The following is a 14,689-nucleotide window of genomic DNA, read 5'->3' as shown; positions in this document are numbered from 1 at the left end:
AAAAAGATCTACAAGCGTGACCCTAAAATTGCCATTGAGACCATGATTGCACCGGGGTAAATTTGTGATATCTGGACTATCAAAATTTATGGAAACTGCACTGTTCAGAGACTTTCAACTCTTTCTATTTTCGCCAGCACTTAATAAAACTTGTTTAACCGCGCGAAACGCCATGGAAGATGAATTGATTACAAACATTAATGCGTTGCTGGCAAGAATCAATAATGCGTGCGTCGCAAGCGGCAGGCCTCGGGAGTCTGTGAAACTATTATTGGCAACCAAAACGGTGCCGGCCGAAAGGATTAAACAGGCCGTTCTGGCGGGACATACATTGATCGGGGAAAATAAAGTGCAGGAAATCCGGGAGAAATTTGACGATTTAGGCGGCGTGCCGTATCAAATGCATTTCATCGGGCATCTGCAGACTAATAGGATAAAGGATGTACTCAGATACAATCGGTGCTGATTACATCGCTGATCCGTATGATACCAGGCAAAAACTTTTTGACATAGATGTTCCTGTCCTCGTCTTATCACCAACGCATGAAATATATGTTTTCCTCTGGAAAACTGGACGTCCCTGAGCGGACTTTTGAGCACCACGCAGATCATTTTATTTCCAGATTGTGATCCTGCCGTTCATCATCAGCATCCAGAATTAGTGGGATGCTATATACATACTTTTATCCAAAACAGCTGAGTGCTCGCGAGAACGTTACTCGGCATAAATCTTAGACTCTGCATGAAAAATATCTTAATAACTGGCGGCGCAAGCGGGTTGGGTAAACTTCTGTCCCAAAGCCTGGCAACAAAAGGACACAGGATTTTCGTCGCAATTGATCAACCAGAAGGGAAAAACATTATTATAGCGCATTATCTAACCCAATGGGCGAAAGAACATGAAGTGCAGTTGCATGTTTTAGATATGGATATTTCGACCTGTCAGTCAGTCAAAAATGCCGTAAAGCAGATGGCCCTTATGACAAGCTCAAACATCGACGTAGTAATAAATAATGCCTCTTGCGGATTTACCGGCCTAAATGAAAGTCTGGCTGTCTCACAAACTGAACACATGTTTCAAGTAAATGTAATTGGCACAGACAGGATCATGAAAACCATATTACCGTATATGTATAAGCGTCATGAAGGTGTTTTCATAAACATAACAGGGACAATCGCGAGGCACCCGTTACCTATGCATGGCACATTGGCAGCAACCAAAGCAGCAGCAGACGCGTTGGCGATGAGCTACCATTATGAGTTAAGAGGGTCTGGAATTGATGTTGTGATCGTCCAACCTGGAATTTGGCAAAGCCCATCAATGTATTGTGAGCAGCTTATTGGTGAAAATCTCATTGATGGCAATCGCGATATGTCCCATGATGAGCCATTACTTGAAATATTTGGTTCGCACCGGTTCAGAAGCCACTTTATGCCAGCAAATGTGGCCGATGCCATAACCGAAATCATTGATACGCCCACTGGTTTTAGAAGTCTTTGGACTGTTATCGGCGCGGTAGGAAGAGACCAATCAATCCGTCATATCAACCAAGCCACCCGCGAACTTACGGATACCATTTTGCTTGCGGCAGGCGTGGAAGATGACGAGATTTACGCTAATCCTAAGTTAGCAAGTGAACATGCAAGGCTCATTGTAATCTACCCACCTTAACCCACTCACAGAAATTTTAAAAAATTGACTGCTATCGTTCGTCATCACAAAACATACCTGCCCGCAGATCCATTTTATTCGAATCAAATTCAACGACAAGACACTATGTTCAAATTTTCAACCGCAACATGGACTGGTCCAGGTAAGACTGGAACTGGGAAGATTACCTCTGGGAGTAATCTACTTAAAGAGATACCTTACACATTCGATTCTAGGTTTTCTAGTGATGTTTTTGGAACCAATCCCGAAGAACTGCTAGCAGCAGCTCATGCAAGTTGCTTTGCTATGAAGCTCGGGTTTATTCTTGACGAAGCAGGGCATTCTGCAAAATCACTTCGCGTCACAGCGAAAGTTGAATTTGCCAATGGCACAATTTCAAGCTCACACCTGGAAGTATGGGCACAAGTTCTGGATATTTCCAGGGAATCGTTTTTGGAAAGTATCCAGGAAACTGAAAGGTGTTGTCCTGTCAGTAGGGCGCTCCGTATCCCTATAACCTGCACCACAAATCTGGACATTTAATTAGCTCCTGCTAGAAGTAAGCTTACCCGCAAAAGCATCTGCTATACCTGTCACTTAATACTGAAACCGGTGCGTCCCTCTGCCGTGCATTTGCTCCGAAGTGACAACTAATACTTTTAATTTTCCATTGAGCAACACCTACGGCATCAGCTACCTTTGTTATCTCCGATTGACCAACAGAAATTTTTCGGGTTTGTACTTGTAAGCGAGGTAATATCGTACCAACAAGGTCATAGACTTACTTTCTGGAAGATAAAATCTGCTAAGCTTCATCTCAGAAGATGATCTTTCGCAACCGACAAAACAGTACCACCAAAATAAAATATAATGAAAGGCTTACTAACAATTTTGCTACTATGTGGACTGCAATTGAACGCATGGGCAAAAGGGATTCACGAAAATCCCTCGAAGAAGGAATCGCAAAGTAAAACGATTGTACTCATAACGGGCGCTTTTGTCAGCAATCGGGGTTGGGATGAATGGAAAGCGTATTACGAAAGCAAGGGATACCGCGTATTAGCGCCCGCATGGCCGCACAAAGAAGGGCCGGCAGACGAGCTACGGCGACGACATCCTGACAGGGAGCTTGCAGCGCTGGAACTGGAAACGGTTGTCAACTATCATGCAGAGCTCATATCCAAATTACCGGAAAAACCAATTTTAATCGGCCATTCCTTTGGTGGCTTGATAGTCCAAAAACTATTGCAGCGGGATTTGGGGTATGCCGGTGTTGCGTATCATTCTGTGCCGCCCAAGGGTGTTATTACGCTCAAACACTCGTTCATCAAATCACTTTGGAAACCATTGGGAATATTCAAATCGAAGAAAAAGCCATATTTGATGAGCTTCAAACATTGGCAATACACTTTCACCAATGGAATGCAATTAGACGAGCAAAAGGCATACTATGATAAACTAGTCGTTCCCGAATCTCGTGTCTTAATGAGGGCAGCCTTGAAGAAACCTGGAAAAGTCGATTTCAAAAAGGAGCTAGCACCGCTGCTCTTTATCGGTGGAACAGAGGATCATATCATGCCCGCGTCGCTGGATAAGAAAATCTACAACCGATACAAAAAACACGCTAAGAAGCAGGCAATCATCGACTATCACGAATTCCCTGCCACCAATCACCTGGCTATGGCCCAACCGAACTGGCGTAGTGAGGCCGATTTCATACTTGAATGGATTACATCACAAACAACGCCGCAGACGGTCACTAAAAATTAAACTACAAACCTTCATTCGACTATGAAATACCCAATTGATAATACGGCACTTGTAATTATTGATCCATACAACGACTTTCTTTCAGAGGGAGGTAAGCTGTATCCTTTCTGTAAAGAAACTGTCGAGACAATCGGCGTCGTCTCAAAGCTAGCTTCCATCATGTCCGCTGCGCGCTCAAAGGGAATACTGGTCGTATACGCTCCGCATCGCAAAATACGCAAAGGCGATTTTCTCAACTGGAAATTCAAATCTCCCTCACACCTGGGTAGTGAGAAATATACACTCTTTGAGGACGGTAGTTGGGGTGGAGAGTTTCATCCTGACCTATTGCCACAGGAAGGCGATTTGATTGCGCAGAATCATTGGACGGCTAGCGGCTTTGCCAATACCGATCTTGACTTCATCCTTAAACAAAATAGCATCGAGTACATCATCGTCGCCGGAATGCGTGCCAATACATGCGTAGATTCCACTTGTCGGTATGGGGTGGAACTCGGCTATCACGTGACCTTGATTATTGACGGAATTGGAGCATTCACTTTCGAAGAAGTTAGGGCGACGGTGGAAGTTAATTTCCCTGCCTACGGGCATTCACAACTGACAGCAGAACAATTTGTCCAAAATATTAACTCATAGCTATGGAAATCATCGCAGACCTGACCGAAACGGCCATCATACACGCAAAAAGCGAGAAAATTGACTTGACCGCATGGCTGTTTACGTTGAAAGAGCATGAATACAGGGCATGTTCGACAGGCCATATCGCGGCCGGAAGTACAAGTTCTCCTGACGGAATACGCATGTCAATTAATGTTGAAATGATCGCCGGTAATTTGCTGATCCAGCATTATGTGCAAGAGATTGGCGAGCGCAATCATTGTCGTGTAAGCTCGGTCTCCGATTCGTTCAGCCCATTGGCTGAAAGCAAGCTAGGCGTAACCTGGGAAACGAAGGTTCAGGCCCTCACGGAAGAAACCTGTGAATTTTCCAACCGGGTCATAGTAAGTTCCACGAAGCATTTCGAAGAGCTCTTGAAGTCAAAAGGTATTACAGACCTTTCATTCTTAATTACCGAAATGGCAGCGAACGCGCGATCGCATAATCAAGAAGAAACACCTGCCTTCGCCAAGGATATTGAGCAAAAAGCCAATAGCAACCTTTGGTAGGTGTCAAAAATTATTCACACAAAACGCATTTCGTGATGATCACAACTAATGCGCCACTTGTCGAAGTGGCTACTCAAATTCACTTTGCAGAAACAGAGGCTGGAAAAATTGCTTATCGCTCCTCCGGCTCGGGACCGACCATAATTCTATGCAGTCGTTTCAGAGGGAATTTAGATTCCTGGGACCCGGCATTCATCGGAGCACTCGCCAAGAACTTCACAGTAATCACATTCGACTATCTGGGTTTTGGTTCTTCTACTGGCGTGCCGGCATCTACCGCCATTGGGTTCGCAGAAGCTGTAAAGCAGCTGGCATCAGCGCTGAATCTTGATAAAATTATTCTTGGTGGATGGTCGCTAGGAGGATTCGTCGCGACAGTTGCCGCTACCGAATTGGAAGGTCTTGTGTCGCATCTCATCCTCATAGGCACAAAACCCCCAGGCGAAGTAGAATACGGTATTGAACAAATATTCTTGGACACTGCCTTTAAACCTGTTTATGACCTGCATGACGAAACCATTTTGTTCTTTGAACCAACTTCTGAAAAAAGCATCATCGCTTCTGAAAAGAGTTCGGCCAGAATGGCTCTCTGGAAAAAAGATCCGGATGTTACCATAGGGCAGGAATTGTGGGAGCATTACCTGCAATGCGGAGCAGACTATATTGCTGATCCTTATAAATCCAGGGCAAAACTTTCAACGACGTCAATTCCGATTCTAGTGATCTCGTCGGATCACGAGATCTGCTTTCCACCTGAAAACTGGTTCGCGCTAAACCGCCAACTTCCAACCGCGCAGATTATCGTCATCGCGCAAAGTGGTCATGGGGTACAACACCAGTATCCGGAGATGGTGGCGCGTTATATCGACATTTTCATTAACTCCCAAAGTTAGATCGGAGCAGTCACCTACTAATCGCCACTTAGTTGAATCAGAATCCTTAGGCAATTTGCTTGGCGAAAGAAGTAAGAAAATGTTAGCTTTGAAAATAACGTCCAGTTGAACCGTTTATCTAGTCAAGGACCTCAATGCTAATGGCTGACACGGCCTGCGAAACATGTCAGATATGCAAACAAGCGTGCTAATCGTCGAAGACCAATTCATCGAGGCTAGTAACCTTGCCATGATCCTTGAAAAGGCTGGATACCTGGTTTTACCTATAGCTCATAGCGTCCACGCTGCTTTAACGATTATGTCAGAGCAAAGACCAGATTTGGTCTTGCTGGATATTTATCTGCAAGGAACATTGACAGGTATCGACCTTGCGCATCTACTTAAAGAAAGAGGAATCGCATTTGTTTACCTTTCGGCCAATTCCACAGAAGAAATCCTGGACGCAGCGAAAAAAACCAAGCCCTATGGATTTTTGGTCAAACCTTTCCGCGAGAGAGACGTACTGGTGACCCTTCAAATAGCCCATTACTTGCATGACCAGCGGACGGAGCGGCCCGCCACTGTAAAATCAAAGAGAGGTGAATTGCAGCCGGCAATCGTCGGAACAAGTACTCGTATTACTGAGGTATTGGAACAGATCAGATTAGTCTCCGATACTGACGCCTCGATACTCATTACAGGAGAGAGCGGTACAGGCAAAGAGCTTGTCGCCCAGGCGATCCATAACCACTCCGCCCGCAACATACATCCGTTTGTACGGGTGAATTGTGCAGCACTTCCTCCAACACTGATCGAGTCGGAATTATTTGGCCACGAAAAAGGTGCATTTACCGGAGCGATTTCAACCAATTTAGGAAAATTCGAACGGGCTAAAAACGGGACAATTTTCCTGGATGAAATTGGAGAAATGCCCCTTATTATGCAAGGCAAATTACTTCATGTTTTACAAGAACGAGAAATTGAACGGGTTGGGGGTAATTCGACGGTAAAGGTAAATGTTCGGGTAATCGCGGCCACGAACCGAAATCTCGAGAAGGAAATAGCAGCCGGTAGGTTCAGGATCGATTTATACTATCGTCTCAATGTCTTCCCAATATCGCTGCCCGCTCTTCGCGACCGGAAGGAGGATATTGCCGCGCTCATTGACTACTTCATACAACAGGCCAGCGAGCGAATCGAAAAAAATGTAACGGGGATTTCTAACGCTGCCATGGAGCAGCTTCTAGGTCATGATTGGCCGGGCAATATTAGGGAATTGCAAAACATCATTGAAAGAGCCGTTGTAAAAGCCCAAACCGGAATTATTTCCAGCGTTGAGATCGAAAAGCATGATAATACCGTGCAAAAGTTAACGGCTTCCCCCGCACAGTTGCCTGGCGAAATCCCCTTAAATTTGATTTGGGATGCTATAGTCAAATGTGAAGGGCGTATCTCAGGCAAAATGGGCGCTGCCGAACTATTAGGTATGAACGCATCCACGCTACGTTTGCGGATCAAGAAAGCTGGCATTTTGAAAAAGACTGTATTTAAAAATGGTATTTGATCTTGGGAAGTATCATAACTCAACTTTTGAGGACCCTAACGCACGATCAGAGGAATGCTTCAATGTCGGTCTGTCATCGAATTCTAATCTGATCTGTGTGCCTTGACCGCCGCATATACTTAGGTAACCTCCAAGCTCACCGGCAAGGCCATACATCAGTTTTAACCCCATTGCGCCTTGCTTGCCTCTGATATACATTTTTGGAATACCAACGCCATTATCGTCAATAATCAAAACGATAGATGAAGTGCCGTTTTGCTTCTTCATTGATACACTAATTACCCCCTTCCTTCCATCCAGAAATGCGTATTTAAGTGAATTGGTAATCGCTTCATTTAGAATTAAAGCTACCGGAATAGCATTCGCTACATCTAGATCAATTGCGTCCAGGTCCAAAGACAACTTACAGTTACGGCTCGGAAAGCTCTGAAGTAGATGTTCGGTCAAATCCCATATATAATTTGGCATGTTAATCGTTGCTAGATTGTCAGTCAGGTATAATTTCTGGTGAATCAACGACATTGCCTGAACCCGGTGTTGACTCTCTTTTACGGCAGCCAGCGCGTCGTCTTGCAAATAGGCGGATTGCGATTCCAACAAACTCATGATGGTTTGAAGGTTGTTTTTAACTCGATGATGTAGTTCTCGAATTAGCCATTCTCGTTCATTCACGATTTTCTGAAGTTGCTGATTGGTCGCTGCGATCGCAAGATTAGTACGTTGTTTGATACGGTAACGGTTATATAGCAACGTAAGAAAAAGCACACTAAGGACCAAAAAGGCAGCGGTAATGTTTCTATTTGTCTGGGCTTTTTGCAAAAGCTCTTGCTGCAACACGGCCCGTTTGGTAAGCAGCCCAATATTTTGAGCCTTTGCTTTCAAGTCTTGATCTTTCCGTTCCATATCAAACCTGACGTTCAGCATTGCAATTTGTTTTTGCTTTTGTTGACTGAACACAGTATCCATGAGAGTCTTGTGACGTTGGTAGTGGCCAAGGGCTGACAGGTAGTTGCCCCGAAGTGAATCGAGCTTGGATGACCATAAATAATTGGATGCCAGATGGCTAACTCTACTTGTTTTTTGAAGATAGTCGCGATAGATCAAAATGTACTTTTCTGCCAATGCCAGTTGCCTTGTGGCTAACCCATGCAGCGTGGCTGTCCGGTAAAACGTAGTTTTAAGCCAATCGTTCAAGTCATTTTTGGACTGATAAATTTTAAGGACCTGATCGAAATACCTGCGCGACTCCTTGTGGTTTTTAAGCTCATCATAATATCTAACCAGCTCACAAAGTATTGGAAGCCTGGTATAGACACTCATCGACGGATATTGTTGAAGGACAGAATTTAGGTGCTTTATCGCCAGGTTGTAATTGTGAAATTTGTCCTGCGACAGAATCATAGCTGAGCCGATAGAAATCATTGCAATCGTATTTTCGTCCTTCAGCCTGACCGCTACGTCCATCGATTTTCGGTGGTATTCATAGCTTTTCTCGTAATCCTCCAGAGCCAGATAAGTAATTGAAAGACGATTAAAAATAGTACAAAGTTGGATGCCGGAATCTCCGACAGCCTTGGCCGTTTTCAGAGCGAGCAAGCCATATTTTAGTGCTTCGTCGTGGATGCCCAATGCCGTGTGGCTGATACTGATCAAATCATATACTCCCTGGAGCTCAGGGTTCTTGGCTTTCTGGTACAAGGTGAGCGACTTCTTTAATTCGACGATTGCATTTGCATATTCACTTTGAATTTGGAAAAGATCACCTAATTCGCGGCGGGCATCACCCTCATCTTTGTGGGAGCCAGCCTTTCTAAAAAGCGTTGCGGCTTTTTTGACGAGCAAAATCCGCTCCTGCATTTCCTTGCCAGTCAACGCAAAAAAATGTCGCTTTTCCATCAACACTTTTCCTTCGCCTACCAGATTGCCGTAGCGCTTAAAACCACCTAACGCCTTTTCGAAACAAAGCTTTGCTTCATCAGATTTTCCGTTCTCACGAAAAATCATCGCATTAAGAAGATGTAGGTCAGATTCCCAGGCTGGTCGGCTCAGTCTTCGACTCAATGCAAGCGCTTTGGAGGAGTATGCCTTTGCAGTTTGCATATCCGAAGACTCTTCACCAGGTTTAAAAAGATAATAGTAGCCGCTGTCCACAAGAACCCGAAACCCACTGGAGTCTTGAGAGATCGCTACTGTCTGAGTCTTCTTATTCCTTGGAGATGAAATTTTCTGGCCAAACGAGTAAGAAAATGCTGCGAGGATGACCAAGCAGAACATTAGATACATCTTCGTCATGCTAACTTCGTTTTTTGATTTGGAACGATAAACTTTCCACATTAAAATAAGAAAATATGAAGTAAAATCTAAGTCCTGGTTAAATGTGAACTTTTAGCGTTGGTTTAAGATTCCATGGAATTCGACGAATTCATTCATTCCGTCACTTCATGCGCTGAGCCGATAAGCAAAGTTAACGATAGGCAAAAGCCTTTGGGCATGGAAGTTAATAGCCGGAGGTTGAAACCTCAATGGAGATTTACATGTTTTAATAGTTGGTTTAAAACATGCTTGAGATAGTTAGGTAACTGTCGTAGCGGGGCAAAACATTGCCCCCCAGTACATCCAGGGAAAGCAATAGTAAATACTGGATTAGGCACTTGGGCTACGGCTGTTGGGGGGATTGTTGGTTTAACTGGTGGCATAGCGTATTGGGGCATAGATACTTTTTACCCGGGGGGGATGGCCTGCTGCGATGCAAAGGAATTCTGATCACCAAATTCGAGAAAGAAACGACTTACCGTTAGGTGGAGGTGTTCCTAGTAAACCATATGAGCATGTTAGGGCTAAAGAAGATGTATTATTATTTTTATTGAATTAGGCATTTAACTGAGCAAATTTTTCGCTTCCTGTATAACTTTGTTGAGTATGTATTTTTTGGATGTAGTGCCTAATAGCTCGGTCACTATTTTGTTGAGATAATTCGTTGTTATGCAGGGCCTGTCAGCGTAGAACTGAACTTCGTGCACTTGAATGTAATGTCCTTCTACTAACTTTATAAACCCCTGAAGGTGTCTGTTATTCTGCTGTTCGGATACAGCACCGCTATACATTTCACCCTGCAATTTCGCTGCACTGTTGAGTATTGCTAAAACAAGACAGACAAGTGCCCTGATAATATGCTCGCTTCTATTTTTACCTCTTTGAATTTCATTTCTAATTTTCTCCAAATATTCCAGAATTTGAGAAAATAGTTCTTTCTTAGGTCGTATCAGGGGAGACAAGCGATCATCTTGTAAAAAATTAAGATCTTTTAAAAAGAGCTTGTTGTTAAAGAAAGAATGGAAAAAGACTTCTTCGAATACTAACGCGTATCCTTCCAAGGCCGTTTGCTTTTCCCAGATCCAGACATCCCCCGGAATTGAACAAATAACATCACCTGGACGGACAGGTAATTTTGTTTGATTGATCGTTATGTATTCACTGCCCTGTGCAATAAATGTGATATCAAAATATGTCAGCCGGTGTATCGAGTTTTTCTGAATATATTTTTTAAAGTCTGAAATCGCAACAACGTCTGCAAGTAAATATTCTCCATATTTTTTCTTAAAGAAATTGTACCTATGAATGGTTTTCATAAATGCATTAGGATTAGCCTTTACACAGTTGGGGCTACTGAACGAATTAGGACTGCTAGACGATGTCTTTGAGCTTACTAAAATCCTTTTCCATCGGACGGAGAATTGACCATGTCGAATGAATGACATGCCACTCACCATCTTCTTCTTTCTGAAAGACCTCTATGCAGTTGTATTCCATGTCTATCAGGTTTGTCTTCGAAAAGAGCTGATAGGTCAACACTGCCATGTCAAGGCCTAGTTGCACACGTGGGCTACGGATCTCATAGCTTTTAGCTAACAGATTACCTTCTACCTTGTTAAACAGATCGGCCGTTGCTCCAAATTCGTCCAAACGCTCTGTTACCACAGCATCGAAATAGGTAAAACTTCGTTTCGACCAGAGTTTTGCATAGCCTGATGTATCGCCTTTAAACCACTTTGCAAGTGCAGACTCTTCCAACCCGATAATATGCTCCGCAAGTTGCTTTTCGTCTTCATTCTTGTACTGCCAGACAGCAATTTTTTCTTTTGTTTCCATTGGTTAAAAATTTGTTTGATAGTACAAAGCTAGGCCATAAGTAATAGGTCGCCGAGTAATAAAAATGATAGAAATGTCACTTTTCGGGACTATTGAAGTTGTCCTCACCAAATCCCGACCCGATTTAACTCCTTTTCCTCGATGCACCGAATGCAACGAGATCGTAAGATTTTCTCACAAGGTTTTTTAACATTTCCTGCGAAACACTGCCATTCAGAGCGACGCTGATCCAGTGTTTTGGGCTCAGATTGAAAGGTTTTTGGATGTCATTGTGTTCTCTGAGCTCATCAATATGTTCAGGATCGCATTTCAAAGTGCAGTAGTCGAATTTATCCAGGTCGAAAAAACAGAACATTTTTTTGCCTACATAAAAGACAAGGATTGACCGTGAATTCTTGAAAAAGCCCTCAAACGGCATACCTTCACGGGTATCAGGCAATGACAAACAAAACGCCCGGAACTCTTCTATATTCATACAGTTGACTATGATACACTGTTAACTTTCAGCGACTGCCGAACTTTCAAAAATACAACTTCATACCGGGCGGTCTTAACTATCAATACTGTTTTACCACGGCAAGGTCCCACCATCCTGAGAGAAAGTACCCGTTGGGCCGTTTTCATCCAGTAGGGCTAATGCCACACCACTTTTAGCTCCGTCTTCCGGCGTAAGCGGTGCCTGATCCGAGCCGATCGATGTTTTTACCCAGCCCGGACTTACTGCATTTACCTTGATCTTAGTATCTGTGAGGGCATTGGCCAAAAATACTGTAAACTGGTTCAATGCCGTTTTAGAAGCGCTGTATGCGTATGGTTTCAATGGGTAAAGCCAATGTGCTTCGTCGAGATGAACGCCAAAAGAACCCGAGAGGCTGCTGATATTCACGATCCGTCCTGCGTCACTTTTTCTAATCGCCGGTAACAATGATTGGGTCAGCTCCACTGTTCCGAAATAGTTGATATCGAAGGTGTCACGGAGCGTTTTTAGAGGAACCGTTTCGGTGTTGTTGCCAAACCAGGCATTATCTAAAAATACCGCTGCATTGTTGATCAGGATATCAAGTTTGCCAAACTGGTTTTCAATGAAGTTTTTGGTGTCTTCTATATCAGCAGAATCACTGATATCCAGCCTGATAAAGGTTACGTCCAGAGACTCCGCACGTAAGGTTTCTTCTGCTTTTTTCCCCTCGGTTTCATTTCTTGCTCCTAGTAAGACTTTAATATTTTGTTGTGCGAGTTGTTTAACTGTCTCAAAACCAATGCCTTTATTACCTCCTGTCACTAATGCTATTTTCGTCATTTTGCAAATTATTTTAATTACAATGCAAAGATGAACAGGATCACTCAGGCCGAGTTAGCATAAATAAAACCAATCCTTACTAAATTCAAACTTCCGCATAAGGCGCTGTTACACAGTCAAATGGTTATTTTATCGTTTTCCGGTAATCTGTCGGTGATACGTTGACGTGTTTTTTGAAGAACAAATTGAAGTGGGATGGCTGCTCAAAGCCCAGAGAGGTGGCAATCTCCACAATATTCCAGTTCGTGACCTTCAATAAGATCTTCGCTTCCTGGATTATTCGTGCCGCTATGATTTCAGTGACAGTTCTTCCTTTTGAAAGCTTTACCTGCCTGTTTAAGTAGTTGGGGTGTAATGCCAGATCATCCGCAAAATCCTTCGCCGTTGTTAATCTGAGCATATCCTGGGCAGATTCTATTGGAAACTGTGATTCAAGCAAGCGGATAAATGAGCAGGCTATCTCCTCGGTTGTGTTGTTGGTTTTTACATACGAGCTGACCGGATCAAGCTTTTGTGCATTAAAAATAAGTTCAAGTAAATACGTGCGTTGCAGATTATCTTTGAAATCACTTTTAGCGTGTTTCTCATCAAATATTTTGGCATATATTCCAATGAAATGTTTCGTCTGCTCATCGGTCAGTGCATAAATGTGCTGCCTGCCTGGTTTGTAGATCGGGAATTCAAGCAGCCTGTATCCGCTATTGCTTTTTGTGATAAAATCTTCTTTAAACAGGCAGCTTATTCCTGCATAGGCACCTTCCGGCGCATGTATGCCAAATGGAATTTTAGTACTGGTGAAAATTAGTGAATTGCCCGAGACGTCAATATTTCTCTCTTCAAATTCAAGCGTATACTTTCCTTGTAATAAAGTTACTGTATAAAAGGTCTTTCTATTGTAGTCAAAAGACAACGGGCTATCCTCACCTGCGCTACTCAGATCCAGAATATCAAAACTTGCTATATTTTTCGCCCCTGGCACCGGCGGTTTTATCTGACTATTTCCCGACGCAGAAATCGTGCTTGTGTCTGTTTGTGCCGGATTCAGTAGTGCTTTCATGTGATGACTTTTACGTGCTTTCTTGACAAGAAACGTCTTTTTTTTAAAAGGTAAAAATGTGTTCTCCTTTAGTTGAACGTGATCCTGCTGGTGCCCCGCCAGAATGATTTTTTCGAAAGGAAATGCAAAATGGCCGTAAGTGTTATGAATTTAGATTTTGAATCTTTCATTGACCGGGCCGACAGAATCACTCTGCTACTGCCGGGCCAAGTGGTTTTTTAACGATTAGGAAGCCTGCCGAAGCTTGCCCGCTTTGGTAAATAGCCTCTCCCTTACTAGCCCGACATTCTCGCTGATGCGCGATTTCCTTACCCGGCAATAACGCATCGTTGTTCTAATGTTCCTATGGTCGAGCATCTTGCTGACGTCTTCTAATGGCACGCCATTATTCAGCATCATATCCGCAAAGAAATGCCTGGCATCATGAGTATCAAGCCTCCTGATACTTCCCGTGATGTCGCGAATATCACAGATGTCAGCCAGCTCTTTCAAAAGGTATTGTACCTGACATTGCTGTTCACTGGAATTAGCTTATCGTGGGCTATGCAATAGGGATGGGCTTTGTACTTCTCAATCAATTCTTCCACAATAGGTAGTATCGGTACCATCTCACCCACCTGTGTTTTTCCTCGTTTACGGACAAGCCACCTTTCTCTCTTGGGGCCAACAAGCGTAATGCTATCTCGTGTGAGTCCATAGATATCCTGGTAGGTAAAGCCGGTAAAGCATTGAAAATGAATGTATAGCGCACCTCGATCAGCCTTTCAACATGCAACTTCTTTCGATGAATTCTTTCCACCTGTTCGAATTCCAACGGGATTACTTCAACATCTCCGCCCGAGCATTTAAAACCTTCCATCGGGTTGCGCGTTATGAAATCTTTTTTGACACCGATTTTTACAATCTGGCTGGTCCATTTTAGATCCTTGCGGGCAGATACCTCCGCGAGCGGTTTTGGCTTGTGAAGCGTCAGGTATTCGTAAAGCTCCTCAGCAAACAGACCAGATAGCTCTGAAAAATTAAGGTCCGATTTTTTGTACTGAAACTTAATAAAAGAGTGATATGCCTTTTAAGTTTTCGCCAGTGCCGGAGTGTGTTGTCTGAACGCATTCCACGTTGAACCATCAATTCAAATTTTTCGATGTGCTCGTCGAATGCTT

15 protein-coding genes and 2 pseudogenes are annotated in these 14,689 nt (G+C 43.5%); 8 read left to right on the top strand and 9 right to left on the bottom strand.

Annotation, left to right across the window (positions count from 1 at the left end; all coding sequences use genetic code 11):
* The first annotated feature begins 88 nt into the window (after nucleotides 1–88).
* The 8 genes from BP71_RS37345 (at nucleotide 89) to BP71_RS37310 (ending at nucleotide 7,023) form a co-directional block, all read left to right on the top strand.
* Nucleotides 89–466 (top strand): hypothetical protein, encoded by a 378-nt coding sequence (locus BP71_RS37345; RefSeq protein WP_496386938.1) that lies wholly within the window; start codon nucleotides 89–91, stop codon nucleotides 464–466.
* Nucleotides 467–742: 276 nt separating this feature from the next.
* Nucleotides 743–1,672: an SDR family NAD(P)-dependent oxidoreductase gene (locus BP71_RS37340; protein WP_496386936.1), complete on the top strand. Its 930-nt coding sequence runs from the start codon at nucleotides 743–745 to the stop codon at nucleotides 1,670–1,672.
* A gap of 24 nt (nucleotides 1,673–1,696) precedes the next feature.
* Entirely contained in the window at nucleotides 1,697–2,194 is a 498-nt protein-coding gene (locus tag BP71_RS37335) for an OsmC family peroxiredoxin (RefSeq protein ID WP_496386934.1), read from the top strand.
* Nucleotides 2,195–2,521: 327 nt separating this feature from the next.
* On the top strand, nucleotides 2,522–3,421 hold the full coding sequence (locus tag BP71_RS37330) for an alpha/beta hydrolase (RefSeq protein ID WP_496386932.1): 900 nt from the start codon (nucleotides 2,522–2,524) through the stop codon (nucleotides 3,419–3,421).
* Between the two features lie 21 nt (nucleotides 3,422–3,442).
* Nucleotides 3,443–4,057 carry a cysteine hydrolase family protein gene (locus tag BP71_RS37325; RefSeq protein WP_496386930.1) on the top strand — a complete coding sequence of 205 codons (615 nt, stop codon included), beginning with the start codon at nucleotides 3,443–3,445 and terminating at the stop codon, nucleotides 4,055–4,057.
* 2 nt (nucleotides 4,058–4,059) lie between these two features.
* Nucleotides 4,060–4,587 (top strand): hypothetical protein, encoded by a 528-nt coding sequence (locus BP71_RS37320; protein ID WP_496386928.1) that lies wholly within the window; start codon nucleotides 4,060–4,062, stop codon nucleotides 4,585–4,587.
* A gap of 35 nt (nucleotides 4,588–4,622) precedes the next feature.
* A complete protein-coding gene (locus BP71_RS37315; protein ID WP_496386926.1) occupies nucleotides 4,623–5,480 on the top strand; it encodes an alpha/beta fold hydrolase in 858 nt (285 codons plus the stop codon).
* A 172-nt stretch (nucleotides 5,481–5,652) separates the two neighbouring features.
* Nucleotides 5,653–7,023 (top strand): sigma-54-dependent transcriptional regulator, encoded by a 1,371-nt coding sequence (locus BP71_RS37310; protein WP_496386924.1) that lies wholly within the window; start codon nucleotides 5,653–5,655, stop codon nucleotides 7,021–7,023.
* Nucleotides 7,024–7,035: 12 nt separating this feature from the next.
* Here BP71_RS37310 and BP71_RS37305 read toward each other — a convergent pair whose 3' ends face one another.
* The 9 genes and pseudogenes from BP71_RS37305 to BP71_RS37265 all read right to left on the bottom strand — a co-directional run.
* Entirely contained in the window at nucleotides 7,036–9,315 is a 2,280-nt protein-coding gene (locus BP71_RS37305) for a tetratricopeptide repeat-containing sensor histidine kinase (protein WP_496386922.1), read from the bottom strand.
* A 584-nt stretch (nucleotides 9,316–9,899) separates the two neighbouring features.
* Entirely contained in the window at nucleotides 9,900–10,652 is a 753-nt protein-coding gene (locus tag BP71_RS37300) for a hypothetical protein (protein ID WP_496386921.1), read from the bottom strand.
* Between the two features lie 55 nt (nucleotides 10,653–10,707).
* Nucleotides 10,708–11,172, bottom strand: a complete 465-nt coding sequence (locus BP71_RS37295; RefSeq protein WP_496386919.1) for a Cif family virulence factor — start codon at nucleotides 11,170–11,172, stop codon at nucleotides 10,708–10,710.
* 124 nt (nucleotides 11,173–11,296) lie between these two features.
* Nucleotides 11,297–11,647, bottom strand: a complete 351-nt coding sequence (locus tag BP71_RS37290; protein WP_496386917.1) for an MmcQ/YjbR family DNA-binding protein — start codon at nucleotides 11,645–11,647, stop codon at nucleotides 11,297–11,299.
* A 93-nt stretch (nucleotides 11,648–11,740) separates the two neighbouring features.
* A complete protein-coding gene (locus BP71_RS37285) occupies nucleotides 11,741–12,472 on the bottom strand; it encodes an SDR family oxidoreductase (RefSeq protein ID WP_496386915.1) in 732 nt (243 codons plus the stop codon).
* A 124-nt stretch (nucleotides 12,473–12,596) separates the two neighbouring features.
* Nucleotides 12,597–13,529, bottom strand: coding sequence for a helix-turn-helix domain-containing protein (locus BP71_RS37280; RefSeq protein WP_496386913.1), 933 nt, complete (start codon nucleotides 13,527–13,529; stop codon nucleotides 12,597–12,599).
* Nucleotides 13,530–13,754: 225 nt separating this feature from the next.
* Nucleotides 13,755–14,033 (bottom strand): annotated as a pseudogene (locus tag BP71_RS37275) (tyrosine-type recombinase/integrase); the annotation flags it as partial.
* A 70-nt stretch (nucleotides 14,034–14,103) separates the two neighbouring features.
* Nucleotides 14,104–14,388 carry a hypothetical protein gene (locus BP71_RS37270; protein ID WP_496386911.1) on the bottom strand — a complete coding sequence of 95 codons (285 nt, stop codon included), beginning with the start codon at nucleotides 14,386–14,388 and terminating at the stop codon, nucleotides 14,104–14,106.
* Between the two features lie 54 nt (nucleotides 14,389–14,442).
* Nucleotides 14,443–14,580: pseudogene (locus BP71_RS37265) on the bottom strand (phage integrase SAM-like domain-containing protein); the annotation flags it as partial.
* Between the last annotated feature and the right edge of the window lie 109 nt (nucleotides 14,581–14,689).

This window comes from Dyadobacter ginsengisoli DSM 21015 (assembly GCF_059568735.1).
This window is presented reverse-complemented; position numbering and strand designations above follow the sequence as displayed.